The organism is Streptomyces olivaceoviridis, assembly GCF_014650115.1.
In the GTDB taxonomy this organism is placed as follows: Bacteria; Actinomycetota; Actinomycetes; order Streptomycetales; family Streptomycetaceae; genus Streptomyces; species Streptomyces olivaceoviridis.
Genome location: NZ_BMUI01000014.1, coordinates 1 through 14,264 on the forward strand (window position 1 = coordinate 1; position 14,264 = coordinate 14,264).

General features: G+C 67.7%; 12 protein-coding genes and 3 pseudogenes. 11 read left to right on the plus strand and 4 right to left on the minus strand.

What is annotated here, in order from left to right; all coding sequences use genetic code 11:
* Positions 1 to 117: aggregation-promoting factor C-terminal-like domain-containing protein (locus IE273_RS24865; protein WP_506005265.1), on the plus strand; the 117-nt coding region annotated here is incomplete at its 5' end.
* A 353-nt stretch (positions 118 to 470) separates the two neighbouring features.
* Here IE273_RS24865 and IE273_RS24870 read toward each other — a convergent pair.
* The 4 genes from IE273_RS24870 to IE273_RS45225 all read right to left on the minus strand — a co-directional run bounded on the left by IE273_RS24870 (position 471) and on the right by IE273_RS45225 (position 4,930).
* Complete coding sequence (locus IE273_RS24870; RefSeq protein WP_014669013.1) at positions 471 to 854, minus strand: DUF6009 family protein; 384 nt, start codon at positions 852 to 854, stop codon at positions 471 to 473.
* 202 nt (positions 855 to 1,056) lie between these two features.
* Complete coding sequence (locus tag IE273_RS24875; protein ID WP_189817400.1) at positions 1,057 to 2,607, minus strand: DNA primase family protein; 1,551 nt, start codon at positions 2,605 to 2,607, stop codon at positions 1,057 to 1,059.
* Complete coding sequence (locus IE273_RS24880) at positions 2,604 to 3,950, minus strand: bifunctional DNA primase/polymerase (RefSeq protein WP_308437059.1); 1,347 nt, start codon at positions 3,948 to 3,950, stop codon at positions 2,604 to 2,606. Before IE273_RS24880 ends, IE273_RS24875 begins: the two co-directional genes overlap by 4 nt.
* An 827-nt stretch (positions 3,951 to 4,777) precedes the next feature.
* Positions 4,778 to 4,930 carry a transposase family protein gene (locus IE273_RS45225; protein WP_373309394.1) on the minus strand — a complete coding sequence of 51 codons (153 nt, stop codon included), beginning with the start codon at positions 4,928 to 4,930 and terminating at the stop codon, positions 4,778 to 4,780.
* A 341-nt stretch (positions 4,931 to 5,271) separates the two neighbouring features.
* On the opposite strand from IE273_RS45225, the pseudogene IE273_RS24890 reads away from it, so the two are divergent.
* The 10 genes and pseudogenes from IE273_RS24890 to IE273_RS24940 form a co-directional block, all read left to right on the plus strand.
* A pseudogene (locus IE273_RS24890) lies at positions 5,272 to 5,854 on the plus strand (helix-turn-helix domain-containing protein); the annotation flags it as partial.
* A 381-nt stretch (positions 5,855 to 6,235) separates the two neighbouring features.
* Positions 6,236 to 7,096, plus strand: a complete 861-nt coding sequence (locus IE273_RS43745; RefSeq protein WP_229887486.1) for a hypothetical protein — start codon at positions 6,236 to 6,238, stop codon at positions 7,094 to 7,096.
* 325 nt (positions 7,097 to 7,421) lie between these two features.
* A pseudogene (locus tag IE273_RS45485) lies at positions 7,422 to 7,837 on the plus strand (transposase); the annotation flags it as partial.
* 203 nt (positions 7,838 to 8,040) lie between these two features.
* Positions 8,041 to 8,274, plus strand: a pseudogene (locus IE273_RS24910) (VOC family protein); the annotation flags it as partial.
* Positions 8,275 to 10,000: 1,726 nt separating this feature from the next.
* Complete coding sequence (locus IE273_RS24915) at positions 10,001 to 10,453, plus strand: MarR family transcriptional regulator (protein ID WP_078611565.1); 453 nt, start codon at positions 10,001 to 10,003, stop codon at positions 10,451 to 10,453.
* Positions 10,450 to 10,761, plus strand: a complete 312-nt coding sequence (locus tag IE273_RS24920) for a cyclic nucleotide-binding domain-containing protein (protein ID WP_014669002.1) — start codon at positions 10,450 to 10,452, stop codon at positions 10,759 to 10,761. Before IE273_RS24915 ends, IE273_RS24920 begins: the two co-directional genes overlap by 4 nt.
* Positions 10,762 to 11,324: 563 nt before the next feature.
* A complete protein-coding gene (locus IE273_RS24925) occupies positions 11,325 to 11,957 on the plus strand; it encodes a peptide deformylase (protein WP_189817402.1) in 633 nt (210 codons plus the stop codon).
* 739 nt (positions 11,958 to 12,696) lie between these two features.
* Positions 12,697 to 13,125 (plus strand): organic hydroperoxide resistance protein, encoded by a 429-nt coding sequence (locus IE273_RS24930; protein ID WP_014669000.1) that lies wholly within the window; start codon positions 12,697 to 12,699, stop codon positions 13,123 to 13,125.
* 102 nt (positions 13,126 to 13,227) lie between these two features.
* Positions 13,228 to 13,425 (plus strand): hypothetical protein, encoded by a 198-nt coding sequence (locus IE273_RS24935; RefSeq protein WP_229887487.1) that lies wholly within the window; start codon positions 13,228 to 13,230, stop codon positions 13,423 to 13,425.
* A gap of 325 nt (positions 13,426 to 13,750) precedes the next feature.
* Entirely contained in the window at positions 13,751 to 14,197 is a 447-nt protein-coding gene (locus tag IE273_RS24940) for a VOC family protein (protein WP_014668998.1), read from the plus strand.
* The last annotated feature ends 67 nt before the right edge of the window (positions 14,198 to 14,264 follow it).

Genomic DNA, 14,264 nt, shown 5'->3' on the forward strand with positions numbered 1-14,264 from the left:
GCCGACTGGCAGACCAACCCGGCCACCCAGATCAAGTGGGGCCTCAACTACATGAACACCTCCTACGGCAGCCCCTGCCAGGCCTGGACGTTCTGGCAGGCCAACCACTGGTACTGAGGCCCGCCGGTCTCCCGGAGCGGTCGCAGACCGCTCCTCTCCCCCGGCACGCACACCTACGAGCCGGCCGGAGTGGTGCAGCGCTGTCACGTCCACGGCAGCGGCCCGGTGCGCGTGGCCCACTCGCGCGGGCCGGCGTCTTCTGGGAGTACATGCGGATGCCCGCCCTGGAAGAGCACCTGACCGCCGGCCACCCGGGACGATCCGGTCCCCGGCTCCCGGCTGCTGTAGACGGTACGGCCACCTCGCGTGCGTCGGCCCTCCTCGGGCGGACGCACGCGAACTCCGTAAGACCCTTCGCTCGTTCCCAGTAGCGGAGGAAACCCGGCCCGCGCCGGACGGAGCGCCCTGCCTCAGGGCGTCGACGTCGCTATGGCCACGGAACCGGACTGGGACCGGGGGGTCTTCGCGCCCGGCTTCTTCGGGGCGATCGTGCGCGGATCGACCGCTTCTCCCGGCGCTCCCTCGCGGTAGAGACCGTCGGGCAGGCTGTCACGGTCGTGGGGCAGCAGGAAGAACACCCGGCGCTTGTACAGGCCGCTGTCCGGGTCCGGGGAGGCGTCCTCGTCCAGCAGCGCGTACCCGACCATGCGCCCGTCGCGCGCGTACGGCGGCTTGGTGTTGCGCCGCCTGGTCTTGTCCAGCGCCTGACGGACGTAGTCGAGCCGTTCGAGGTTCTCCAGCCACACCACCTCGGCCTCGTGGATGAGGTCGCTCTCGGTCAACAGCGAACTCATGGCTGCAGCCTCTCCTTCGTCGGCGTGCTCCCCGGCCATGGGACATGGCCGGGCATCTGTCCGTGTCGCTCCGGTCCGCCCATCGCCTGGGGACGGGCCGCTTCTCGGGGGCTCACCGCATCCGGGGCCCGCATACCATCGTAGAGCGCACTCCGACGACCGTGTAGGCCACGTGGTGGAGAGAGCAGACATACGGAGGCCGTCATGAGTGCTCCAATAGGGCGATGCCAGGATAGTATTTCCGGCCATTTGACTTGATCATGTCGGCGGGTGAGGCCACGCCCACCTCCTGACGGACGCGGTTGGCGAAGGCCCGGGGCGTCGCCGGCCGGATCCCCTCTCCGGCGTTGCACCACGAGCTGTACTCCGAGTAGAGCAGCCCCTGTTCCACCCTCAATTCCTTGCCTTCGCCGTCACGCGTGCAGCATTCGGCGAGGAAACGGCCGATGTGGTCCTCGGTGGTGGCGTAGGCCGTCGTGGCGATACGCACCCTGTCAGGGCCCTCCAGCGGGTCCCTGGTGCGCAGGTAGCGCTGGGCCCCCTCGATGAGCCAATGGAGGATTCCCGGCCCCTCGTCGCGGACCAGCTCGAAGGCGAGGTTGTCGATCCTGCGGTGCGCCGGAACCGTCCGGGTGAAGGGCAGCAGCCGGATGCGCCGCCAGAACGCGAAGCCGCCCGTGGAGACCTCCGGGCGGTGGTTGCCCAGCAGCCACAGGTGGTGCGTGGGGGTGAACGAGAAGTAGTCCTGCCGCATACGACGGGCCTTGATCTTGTCGCCGCCCGTCAGGAGCCGGACGCGCGCCTCGTCGAACTTGTCGTTCGGCTTCAGCTCGCTGCACACCACCAGGCGGCGCCCGTGCAGTTCGGTCAGCTCGGTGGAGTGCTCCGAGAAGGCGCCACGGTCCATCAGGAAGCCCGGCGGAGCCGCGTCCGCGTAGTCGCCGAGGATCTGGATCATGATGTCGAGCAGCACGGACTTGCCGTTCTTGCCCTCACCGTGCAGGAAGGGCAGCACCTGCGCGCCCACGTCGCCGGTGATGGAGTAGCCCAGCAGCAGGTGCAGGAAGTCGATCATCTCCCGGCCCTCGTCGTCTTCACCGAAGGTGTCGGCGAGGAACCGGTGCCAGCGAGGGGTCTCCATGGCCTGCGGAGCGACGCTGGTGGCACGGGAGTGGAAGTCCCGGGTGGGATCAGGCTTGCGGAGGTGCCCGCTGTGCAGGTCGACCACTCCGACGGGGGTGCACAGGGCGTAGGGGTCCCCGTCCAGCCTGTCGGGGGCGACGGAGATGTCCGGTGAGGCCTTCGCCTGGGTGAGGAGGGCCTTCAAGCCGGTGGTGGACAGCGTGCGCCGCTTGTGGTTCGCGAGTTCGCGGTCGCTGAAGACCCCTCGCGGGTCGGTGGTCGGCATGTCCTCCGCCATCTCCCCCGCCGCCCACAGGGCGGCCTTCTCCCCTCCCCCGCGCTTCCACCGGTAGCCGTCCCAGGCGAACCAGCCCAGTCCCTCCACGTGCCGGAACTGATCGCGGTGTGTCTGCACGAAGAGGCGGGCGTTTCCCCGGTCCGAGAGGGAAGGAGGCAACAAGGGAGCCGAGGAGGCGGCTCCGCTGCCGAACGAGGCCACAGGGGCGTTCACGAAGCCCTGCGCGGGCAGCCGGGCGGGGGCGGCCACCACTTCCACCGTCTCCAGGTCAAGCATCTGCTGAGCGGCGGCCTGCGGATCGAAACGCGGTGAGCCTTCGGCGCTGCTGCTCATGGACGTCCTTTGAGGTGAAGAGGGCGGACGGACCCTACGGCAAGGGCGTCGTCGACGATCTTTTCATTCCTGGTCTGCTGCCACGGCCGGGCGTAGGAAGCGACACGGACAAGTCGGTCACGAATGGTGGCGTGGTCGAGATACCCCGCCCCGACCAGCCCGCCGGCCGTGTAGGCGGCACGGTTGAGCTTCTCGGTGAACCCTGTCCCTTCATGAGCGGCGGCGCACTCCGCGACACTGGCAATCAAAGGATCGATCAGCCGCTCCGCCGAGGCGGCTCGCCGCTGTCTCCCCGCCACCGGGACCGGGACAGCGGCGACGGGAACCGCGGTGGCCCCGGGGCGCTGGGGTTCGAGCACGTGTCCCGTACGACGCAACTCCCGCTGGAGCCACTCCGGGAGCACGGCCGGACGCCGGGCCGTTCCCTCCGCACGGTAGACACCCTGCGGCGTGCGGGTGCCGGGGGCGACGATGTAGCCGCCCTCGGCCCGTACGTCGACCTGCCAGGCGAGCGCCGCGTGGCGGCCGGACCCGGTCGAACACCTGTACCGCGTCGACGTGTCGGGATTGCGGTACCAGACGTGCAGACCACCTGAGGGAGTACGTACGCGCAATGTGTTCTCGTCCTCGGCAGGGGAGGTTTCACCTCGATAGGCGGCCAGGAGAGCCAGCGTGTCGAAACCTGAGGCCAGGCCGGCGAGCTGTACCTGGTCGGGGATGGGGATGCCGGGGAGGAGCCGTCCCCGGTCCGGCACAGGGGCCTGGTGGGCATCGATGTCGATCACGACGAGGTCGGCGGGACCGCAGGCCACTCCGACACCCGCGGCGGGCGTGTCGGCCCACCAGCGGTCGACGAGGCCGGGATCCGTCGTGGCGGCGTGGAAGCCATGACAAGGGCGTCCCGCGGACAGGCAGGGGCACGACGCCGGTTCGTGCCGGCGGCCCGAGCAGTCGGAGCAGTTCCCGACAGGAGTCTTCCGACCCGGTGTCAGGGGGTGCACCGGCCAGCCCTGGGCCGCACACCACCGCGCGACAGCTCGCGGCGATCCGTGCGCAACTACGGCTGCACTACGGCTGCTCTCGTCTTCGCGGCGCACGGGAATCGTCCTCGTCACTTCTGTCTGCCCGATCACTTCACACACCTGGCGTGGGAGGTTGCCCCCGCCAGGGACCGAAGGGACTCTGATGCCAAACGAGTGTAAGGCCCGCCTACCGAAAAGGGAGTGTCTGTCTGACCCGCGTGCCGTTCTATCAGTTTCGTGGGTCCCTTGGGTCCCTGGGGAGGTGGTCCACTCCCACCCTAGGGGCTGAAGGGACTGAACAGCACGGTGAACTTCGCCCACTGCTTCGGGCGGGAGCCTGGAACCCCGGGCCCTGGGGCGAGGGCGAGTGACCAAAAGGGTCCAGGGACCAACGGGCAGGGGCTGGAAAACTGGCAGTCCCTGAGGGGGGCGGAGGGTATCCCCGCAGGTCAGCGGCCTAAGCCCGATCAAGTGAGGGACTGTAGGGACTCAACGTCGCAATTATGAGCTGTACTTGAGACTTGTGTTGTATGCGCACGCGCGTACGAATACATCTCTTCTCTACGTCATAATTGCGTCTTTCGGTCCCTACAGTCCCTCTCAGACCCTGTGTTAGCCCTCTGACCTGCACAAACGCCAGGGACGGAAGCCCAGGGACCGAAACAGCCGCAGTCCCTCCGCCCCTGCGGTCAGGCTCTGTCGGCCCCTGTCGGCCCCTGTCGGCCCCTGCTGATCCCTGCGACCCATTGAGTCCCTCCCCCTCCTGGGTCCCTTGCCCTGCCACGAGAGTGGCCCTCCCTGGCGCGAGGGACTGAACCTCTCCAGTCCCTGTTGCCGTTACCTCCATGGAAGGCGCAACGTTTCTCCTCGGTCCCTGAGCGAGCCGCCCCTCCCAGGCATCCACATGTCCCTCGACCCAGTCGAAAGACACTTGGCCCCTTTTAACAGGTTTTTACTGGAAGGGCTCATTTGCCACCCCATAGGCTGCGTGTCGCAGGTGTTTTTTCCTTGGAAGGCCCCGGCGGCCTCTCCCCCGGCCGGCGCGGTACGGCCACTCATGCCCTCGGCCTCTCCGCCGTGTGCGGTGAGGCGTCGTGGGCCTCGGTGGGGCTTGGTGGGGCTTGGTGTTTTCACATTGTTCGTGCCCATCAGCAGGCCAGCACGTCATGAGTGACGGCATGGCGTAGATGCACGAGCGTCGCCAGGAGCCGATCGACGAACCTTAGCCGGTGCTTCGCCCCTGCACCACAGCCCACCTCTGCGGCCTGGACGCGAGCTTGGCCTGGTGTCGGTCGTGCCACAACGGCCCTCCCTCAGAGACGGGTTCGGCTTGCGCTTGAGCTCGTCCCGGATGCCGCAGCTGAGGTCGCCCCGCTCCCCCGCGTCCGGCTGAAGTACTGGAAGATCCTCCGTGACTGCCGCCAAAGGGGCGATGGCCTCCACCTCGCCGCTCGCCGTTTCACGGGGGAGGGAGAGGAGGAAGGTGCCGCTCCTGGGGAAGCCGATAGCGCGGGCTGGACGCCGCTGCACTCCGCGGCGCAGGTCCAGACTCCAGCGGCCGTCGAGGATCTTCTGGCTACGGGCGTGTCGTTTGATGCTGCGGGCCGTCATGGCAATACACCGCTGTCTAGGACTGCACCACCCCGTCGCGCATGTCGCTGCCGAGATGGGTATCTCGCGGGCCACGGCCCACAAGTGGCTACGACGCTGGCGGGCAGAGGGCGAAGCCGGCCTGCACGACCGGTCCGGCCGGCCCCACAGGACGCCGCACCGCACGGCAGCAACAGTCGAAGACCGCATCTGCCGCCTGCGGCAGGACCGCAAGCTCGGCCCGGCCCGCATCGGCCCGATCCTGGGCCTGCCCGCCTCGCCCGTGGACTGGGTCCTGCCCCGGCACGTTTTGAACCGCCTGGCTTTCATGGACCGGCCCCGCGGCCAGATCATCCACCGCTACGAACGCAGCCGGCCCGGCGAGCTCGTCCACGTGGACGTCAAGAAACTCGGCCGCATCCCCGACGGCGGAGGCTGGCGCATCCACGGCCGTGCTGCCCGCCCCGACCGCCGCCGCACCACCTGCGGCCCTACACCAGCAACGCCGAACGCATCCCGCCCTGGCAGACTTCCTCCACACCTACAACCACCACCGCTGCCACACCGCACTTGGAGGCCGGCCGCCGACCAGCCGCGTGAACAACCCCGCGGGTCAATACAGCCAGGGCAGCTAGGGCGGTGTTCGAGCCGCGGGGCGAGGGGCGGCGATCCGGCTCCTGTTGGAAGCCGGTGCTGACCCTGACCGGAAGAACGGCCATGGCATGGGTCCACGGGCGCTGGCTGAACGGATCGCCAACTATGACGTGGCTGCCTTCTTTCCGACCGGGGACCGGACTTTGTCCTCAGCTCTGCCGGCTGTCGCTTGCCGCTTGCCGTCGCCGCCCTCGCTCAGGAACCGAGACCGTCAGCGGCAGAGCCCCGGTCGACCGCGCGCCGGGAAGCCAGGGCTATTACGCCGTAATAGCCCTGCGCCTTATGACTCCCTCCGCGCCGAGAGGTCGCCCGAAGACGATTCACAGTCTGTGAAACGGCGTTCGGCGGGGCAGGATGTCGGCATGAAGAAGCGCGCGCGAAGTGCGAGCCGTCCTACAAAACCGCTGGTCAAGGCCCCGATGCGGATCGGTTCCCTCGATGCTCCGGCCGTCGTCGGTGAACTACGCAAGATCCATGAGGACGCAGAAGACCCCGACGTGGAGCGCATGCCTGCCGATGACGAACTGTTCGGCGCGCTCGTGTATGCCGAGAAGCACGTGCAGGCGCTGCGCAGCCAATCACCTGAAGTGCAGCGTGCCGCGGCGCTGAAGCGCGTGCAGATGTGGGAGTACCTCCGTGAGCAGACCGAGATCCACCAGGTGCGAGCAGTGGACGACGCCCGCCGAGCCGGAGCCCAATGGATCGAGTTGGCTCCCGCGTTGGCTGTCGGCGCACCGAACGCTGCCTACAACAAGGCGAAGCGACTGAAGGCCGTCCAGCTCATCGACGACACGCCTCAAGCACACCCCGTACGCCGGACGCCTGAGGCAGTCCTCAGTGCTGAGCGACGGATTGCCCTGGAGCAGGCTGCCGAGCGTCGCGCTCAGGAGGCGGCGCAGCGGCGGCATGAGCTGTTGGTACCAGTGGCAACCCGACTGCTGGAGCAGCGCGAGTCCTTGCAGTGCGATGAGGACGCCGACTATTGGCTGGAGGAGATCGAGGCGGTACTCCCCCATTGCCAGACTCCGCTGCAAATGGTGAGCCTGGACCGCTATCTCGACGCGGCCTTGCGGGCTCTGCTCAAACTGGAGAGGCGTACGGGTCGTTCACCGGCGTTGACCGAGGATGCCCGGCTGGCCTTGGCCGCTGCTGTGGAGCTGCAACAGGGACCGGGGGCCAGTCATGAGCCCGACTCCCCCGGCGCCATGGCGCATGGTGTGTGACTGTCGCTTCGTTCAGGGCGAGGTCGGCAGATGGTCGCGATGCGGAGTGCGGTCGGAAGGCACGAGGGTCTCCGGGCTATTACGCCGTAATAGCCCGGACCGCCAACGCTCCGGCTGCGCCCCCACGAACGCCGCTGGGCGAGGTCGCTCTCGGCAAGCAGATGCTCGGCCCGCTCTGTCGCTGCCTTCATTCGCGGGCGTAGCCATGTAGCCGCAGGAAACGGCAGCGTCAGATCCGACCGTCCCGGGCCGCTGCAACACGCTCGACCACCCAACGCACTCTGCCGAGACCGGACCCGTGCGTGACACCGCAGCGCGGGCGTCGATGCCCGGCTCCGGGCAAGTTATCGGAGTTCGTTGCCGATGTGTTCGCCTCGCCTCGCGGCAACGGCGGGACCAGCGGCGGTCGGGCGCGTGTTCTCTGCGGGGACTGATGCTGGACGGCCGTCGCAAGTCGATCCAGCCGATGGCCGAGCGTCTGCCGGACGGGAACATGAAGGCAGCAGTTCGTGAACCGGAGGAATGGGCTGCTGATCATCACAGGCGTCGGCGGGCCGGGATCCCTGACGCGGTCGGGCATGCCTCCAAGACCGTCTGGCGCTGGGGCTGCTGGGGCTGTTGGACCGTCTGGCCGGGCAGGAGCTGGCGGTGCCGGTGATCGTGGCGGATGCCGGCTACGGCCGCAGCGTTTCTTTCCGGCTCGCGTTGGAGGAACGCGGCTGGCCGTATGTCGTGGCCGTCGACCCGAAGGAGATCGCACGGCACGGCCTTGGACCGCCGACGCTGCCCCGGTACCGCGAGGCGCTCCGGCCGCTGCCAGGTCTGGTTGAAGAGGCCGTCGTGTTCGAGGAGGTCATGTGGTGGCAGGGCAGCAAGGGCACGGCACCCGCACCACCTGTGGCCGCCAGGAGTCCTTGCGTTCCATGCCGGGCAGCAGCCCCGAGCAGCCGCTGGCCGAGGGACCAGTGCTGTACTTCAACCAGGTGCCCAAGCCCAAGAGGACCAAGAACCGGATCCATCTGTGTTTGTGCCCTGAGACCTCGCGTGAGCAGGAGGTGGAACGGCTGCTGGGGCTCGGTGCCACCCTTGCCGCCGACCGCCGGAATCCCGATGGCTCTGGTCGGGCAGTCCTTGCCGACCCCGAAGGCAGCGTGTGCTGTCGGCCTATTACGGCGTAATAGCTCCGCCGCAGACGTCACTCACAGTCGGAGCGGCGGTTGCAGACCTCGTTCCATACCTCGTCGCCATCAGCCCAGATCCAGAGCCGACGTCGCAGTGATGACGACGCATGCCGCAGGCCGTCATGCGGGTCTTCGCCCCATGTGGGCTCCCAACCGTCAGCGTCAGAAAGAAGGACCGGGTTGTCGACCGCAGCCAACGAGAGATGCCACTCCATCGTGCAACCGCCGTACGCGAGGTGGAACCATGACGTCGGCCCCCCCCGGGTCCGGCTCCCTTCGTAGATGCTGACCGAGCATGGCCAGTCGTAGAGGTGCCCGAGTGGACGGTTGCCTTCGGTCAGGGAGGCGAGCCCGCTGTTGGGGCCGAAGCCTCCGTTGGCGACCTCGCTTCCGATTCGTCGCTCCACGGGAAGCATCGGCGTAGGAGGCGATCACCTCTTCGGCTGCTGCCTTGAGCTGGACTGTTCCGTTGCTGTCGTACGACACGATGTCGTCTCGGTCCTGGTCCAACTGCTCACTGCCGTATCGCTCGGTTATCCACGCAACGGGGACGTCTGCTGTGTCGAAGCGCCGGCCCGGGTCCCACGCGCGAGCGCGCAGCTTCTCGATCAGCATGTTGTCGTTCCTCTCCCTGGTCTTGGGCTCAGCGCTGTGCGCAAGCGGACCCAAACGCCGGCCGGCTCCGTCCAGTCCCGCAGACGACACACTGACAGTCATTCGGGGGTCGGGCTATTACGCCGTAATAGGTCGGCGGAGACGCGGGCGTTGGCCAGCGGCTGCGTCTTGAGGTCGCTCGGAGCTGACATCGCATGCCTCTCCAGGCGTGAGTACCTGCGACCTCATCGCCGGCTTCCCATGGGAGGGAGCCGGCGATGGTTTCGGAACGTTGGCCTCTGACCGTTGGCCCGACGCGGCTCTGCTGCCTGGGCGCGTGCACGCTCCGGTGGGGCGAGGTCTCCAGCTTCTCACCGTGGGCGGCCGGGGTGTCCCCGACGTGGTGCCTGAGGCATCGTCAACCGCTGCCTGTCGGGCTGGCTTCCCGGAATGCATTACGTGGCTGAGCCGAGTGGGGGGCTGATGGAGACATACGCGCGCCTGATCGTGCCCGTACCGGTACGTCGTGGCTGACTTTCTGTGGTGCGGGAGCAGTGGGGGAGAGGGGAGTACGCGATGGGAGTCACTGCACCGGTCATGGACCTGAGCCGAGTGCGGAAACCCCGTACGGCGCTGAGTTGTAGATGAAGAGAGCGACGCCTCCGAAAGGGCTCTGACCTGCGGAAACAGGTCTCTGGACCCAGATCCTGTGAACTGCCAGGCAGTTCCTGTGACAGCAGAGGCGGATCCGTGGAACCGGGTGCCCAGTTCCGCAGATCGTGGCAGTCAGTTCCCCTGGACCGCTACCACGGTTGAGGGAACCGCCAGGCGGTTCTGAGGGACTGCCAGGCGGTTCTGAGGGACTGCCAGGCAGTTCACAGGAACTGCCACCACGTCCACAGGAACTGAGTACCACTGTTCTACAGCAGCGGTAGATTGACCTCACGTACATCTCTCACGTAGAGGCAGTCGGCACCGGGAAGGTCGCGGAGGGATCCCTTACGGCAGACGACACGGCCGACAGGCGGAGTTGATTGACTTCTTGCTCATGTACGTTAGGTTCATGAGGGCGGCTCGAAGGCCGCCCTCAAAGGAACGGTGCGGCAATGACCCATGCACGGAGGGCCTGTTGGGAGCAGCACGCAGACTGGTTGACGCCGACACGGGCGAGCCAGTCCTCTATGCGCCATATGCCTTCTCCGGCAGGCACACCCAGGTGGACAAGGCCAGAGTCGAGGCCATCACGGAGTCGAAGGCGTTCACACCTAGCCAGAAGTTCCTGGTGCTCTGGTGGATCGGCGTCTCTCCGGAGGGGATGGAGCCATTGAGGGCCACGGGGGCCGACATCGCCAAACGGGTGGGCATGTCGACCGACGCCGTGGGGAAAATCAATAGGAAGCTGACCAAGCACCGCATCCTGGTAGTGCGTGGACGTATCGGAAATTACAACCTTTACCGCATCAGTCCTTACATCGCTTTCCACGGCACGGGCTTGGAGCAGCGTGAAGCGGTGAAATCATGTAATCCGCCAGACATCCCGGGCTTCGACGAGAACACGCCAGCACGGTGGGAGGCAAAGTGACCAGCGACGACAGGCAGCAAAACCTCAGGTTGCTGGAGGCCACGGCCGGCATGACCGCCAACCAGCGCCTCGTCGTCATGCTCTACGCTCTGCACCCGACTGATCGCTCAGGCGCCGTCCTGGAAACAGCCGCTCAGCTGGCCAAGCTGGTCGGCATGGCGCCGCCTGTCTTCTCCAGAACACGTAAGCAGGTCATCGAACTCGGCTGGCTGGAGCAGACGGAGAAGATCGGTCACATCAAGTACTACCGGTTGACCCCGGGGCAGTTGGGGGAGCGGGTCGTGGTCCCGTTCCGGCGGGCCACCTGAGGCGCTCTGTGGATCGCGCTAAATGTACTTCACGTCAATGAGGCGCGATCCGTAGGACGCCTTTGTCTGTCGTCCCGACAATGGTCTGGTCCGTTGTCGGGACGATGTTGCGGCCTGTCCCTGTTCCCAGGGGGAGGGGCGGGCGGTCCCTGAGGGAAGCGCCAGAGGCCCATAAGCCGGGCAAGTCATCTCATATGAGACCGGCTTTCGAACAGTTCGATTCTTCGCTCAGAACGATTCTCCCGTAGCCGCCCCCGACGCGCCGGAGGCGGTTTTGCGTTGAGGGCCGTCCTACAGCGGCCGTCGGCACGGCTTTTCCGGGTGCGGATGATGGTCTCCGCCCGCGCGTCGGTGAACCGTTCTCTCTCAGCGCGATCACGCGCCGCTTGCCGAATGCCTCCGTTCCATGGTTCGGGTCCGGTAGGCACCGCTGCACACATGTGTGTCGGGACGCCGAGGCGGCGGTATATCGGGATACGTGTCTCTATACTGAGGCCGTGACCCATGTCGTATGCCGGAGAACGCGCATGTGTCTCTTCCTCAAGACATCCGAAAGGTGAGACATGGGAATCCGTGAACTCTCCGACAGGGTCGCTCAGCTCCTTGAGGAGCCGGGTCCCCTGAGCATCGTCGAGGCCGGCGATCCCGTCCTTCGGCAGAAGACGGCTTCCTACGACGGGCAGCTCGGCGACGATGTGCTCCAGCGGCTGGTCGGCAGGATGCGCGAGACGATGGAGAAGACCCACAACGCCGTCGGACTCGCCGCACCCCAGGTCGGGCTTCCGCTGCGGCTCGCGGTGCTGGCGACCCCCGAGGCGCTCACCGCCCGGCTGATCGAGAGCGGGCAGCAGCCCGTGCCGTTCACCGTGTTGATCAACCCTTCGTACGAGGCCGCGGGTGGACCGCGGGCGATGAGCTTCGAGGGGTGTTTGAGTGTGCCCGGCTGGCAGGCCATGGTGGCTCGTCCCGACCGGATCAGGCTGACCCGTGAGGACGAGACGGGACGGCGCCTCGTGGAGGAGCACGCGGGGCTCGGGGCACGGATCGTGCAGCATGAGACCGACCACCTCGACGGGGTGCTCTACCTCGACCGCGCCGAACTGCGTTCCCTGTCCAGCATGGAGCAGGTGGTGAAGCGGTGGAGCCCCGCCGGAGTCGCGGCCACCGCTGAGCAGCTCGGCTTCCCGTTGCCGTAACGGTCCGCTCGCGTAAGGCAGTTGACGGGTTCCGGCCCCCGTCCACAGCAGGGACAGCAGTTTGCCGTCGGCCGGTGACAGTGATGGGTGCGTGCCGCTGTCGTCCGTGGCCGGCTCGCCCGTGCCGGAGCAGCAGCGCGTGGTGGCGGACGCCTCGGGAGAGGGCCGCGTGCTCCTCCGTGTTGGTGCCGGAGGGCATCACCACGTACTGGACCCGGCAGACCACGGCATCTCCTCAGGGGAGTTGGCCTGCATCCGCGTCAGCCGCCGGTGCAGATCTCCGTCCCGGTGATGACTTCTGGCGACTGTCCGGCGTCCTGGCGGCGAGGAGTCCCGCCGTACGCCCCAGCAGCCGGTCCGCCTCCGCCCGCGCCGCGTGCAGCGCCCCGGCGGTGCGTTCGATGCGGGGAACGGAGCGACACGTCCGGGGCACACCGCCCGGTGCACCCGAGGTGTGCCATCGGTGTGTCTGGCCGGCCCCTGGCACACCGGGGATTCCGGCACATGTGTGTTCTCGGTCCAGCTCACACCTGTGCGCTGGGTGCGGCCTTCGTCGTACCGGGCGCAGGCAGCCGCCGGGGGATGGGCCACCGACAAGCCACCGAAAGACCCAGTCACCGCCTTGACGGGTGACGCGAAGCCCTGCCATGATTACGTCACCACCTCAACCGGTGACACGAAATGTGTCCAGGCAGGAGGTGACCGAGACACCTTTCGATCCAGATGGGGAGCCCCAGTCATGGCAGTCAGCTACACCGCCGTTGTCGACGTCGACGGAGAAGGCCGGAACGGCGGTCACGTCCGCTCCTCCGACGGTCTGCTGGAGACCAGCCTCGCCCTCCCCAAGGAGCTGGGCGGTGCCGGCACCGCGACCAACCCCGAGCAGCTCCTCGCCGCCGGCTGGGCCGCCTGCTTCCTCGGCGCCCTGCGCCGCGCCGCCACCACCCGCAAGATCCGGCTGACCAGCACCACCATCACCGCCGAGATCACCCTCACCCACGGCGACGACGGCGAGTTCTCCCTCTCCGCGGTCCTCAGCCCCGTCCTCGGCGGCGTGGACCAGGCCACGGCCGAGGAACTCGCGCACGCCGCCCACCAGATCTGCCCGTACTCCAAGGCCACGCGCGACAACATCCCGGTCACCATCAACGCCAGCGCCGCCGCCTGATCCACCAGACCGCGGGTCCCGTGCCCCTTCCCCCGGCACGGGGCCCGCTCCCTTGCCACACCCGCACCGTCTCCCCGGGAACGAGGGCATGACATGGCCGCCATGACGTTGACACTCCGACGGAGGGCCGGGCACCGTCGTTTCGTCGACGACCAGGTCTCCGTCGTCCGCGACGAGCAACCGTCCTGGCGCGCCGGAAGCTCCACGGAGCGGGCGTGGCCCGACGACACACAGGTGTGGAACTGGGCGGAGAGCGCGGTGCTGTCGGGGTACGGCCCGGCGGCTGCAAGCTTCGCGTGACGACCCGGCGGGAGTGACCCGCCGCGCCTGGCGGATCAGCGTCGTCTTCAGTTCCTTCACACGTACCCAGGGCCGGACTGCTTAAGGACACCAGACCGCGGGGCCGACCGGGACACACCGTCAGGTGACTGATGCGGGACATGCCGTTCCCGGACGACAGTGAGGACGAACGCGGCGAGTGCCGGCACGGATATGTGCTCGGCACATCCGCCACCCCGGGGGGAACCGCCGACGGCTCGGTCCGGGGCGGCGCGGCACACCCCCGTACACACAGCACCGCCCACAAGCCCACCACCACAACCGAACCGAAAGCGAGATACCTGTTATGGACATGAAGCTCGAAGTCGTCATCCTTCCCGTCTCCGACGTGGACCGCGCCAAGGGCTTCTACGTGGAGCAGCTGGGCTGGCGTCTGGACGCCGACTTCCCGATCAACGACGGCTATCGGATCGTGCAGGTCACGCCGCCCGGTTCCGAGTGCTCGGTCATCTTCGGGGAGGGCCTCACCGAGCAGCCGGCGGGCACGCTCCACGGGCTCCAGCTGACCGTCACGGACATCGTCAAGGCCCAGGAGGAGCTGACCGGCCGCGGTGTGGAGGTCTCCGGACCGTTCCGTGACGAGACCGGCGCCTTCCACCACGCCGGTGACGCCCACCGGGTCCCCGGCCTGCACCCGGAGCGGGCCAGCTACGGCACCTTCGCCGCCTTCAAGGACCTCGACGGCAACGAGTGGTTCCTCCAGGAGGTCACCGAGCGCGCGCCCGGCCGCTGAGACCCGGTCCCGGCGCGGCCGACGCCCCCGCCGCGCCGGGACCGCCCACCTCCGGGCACCACGACAC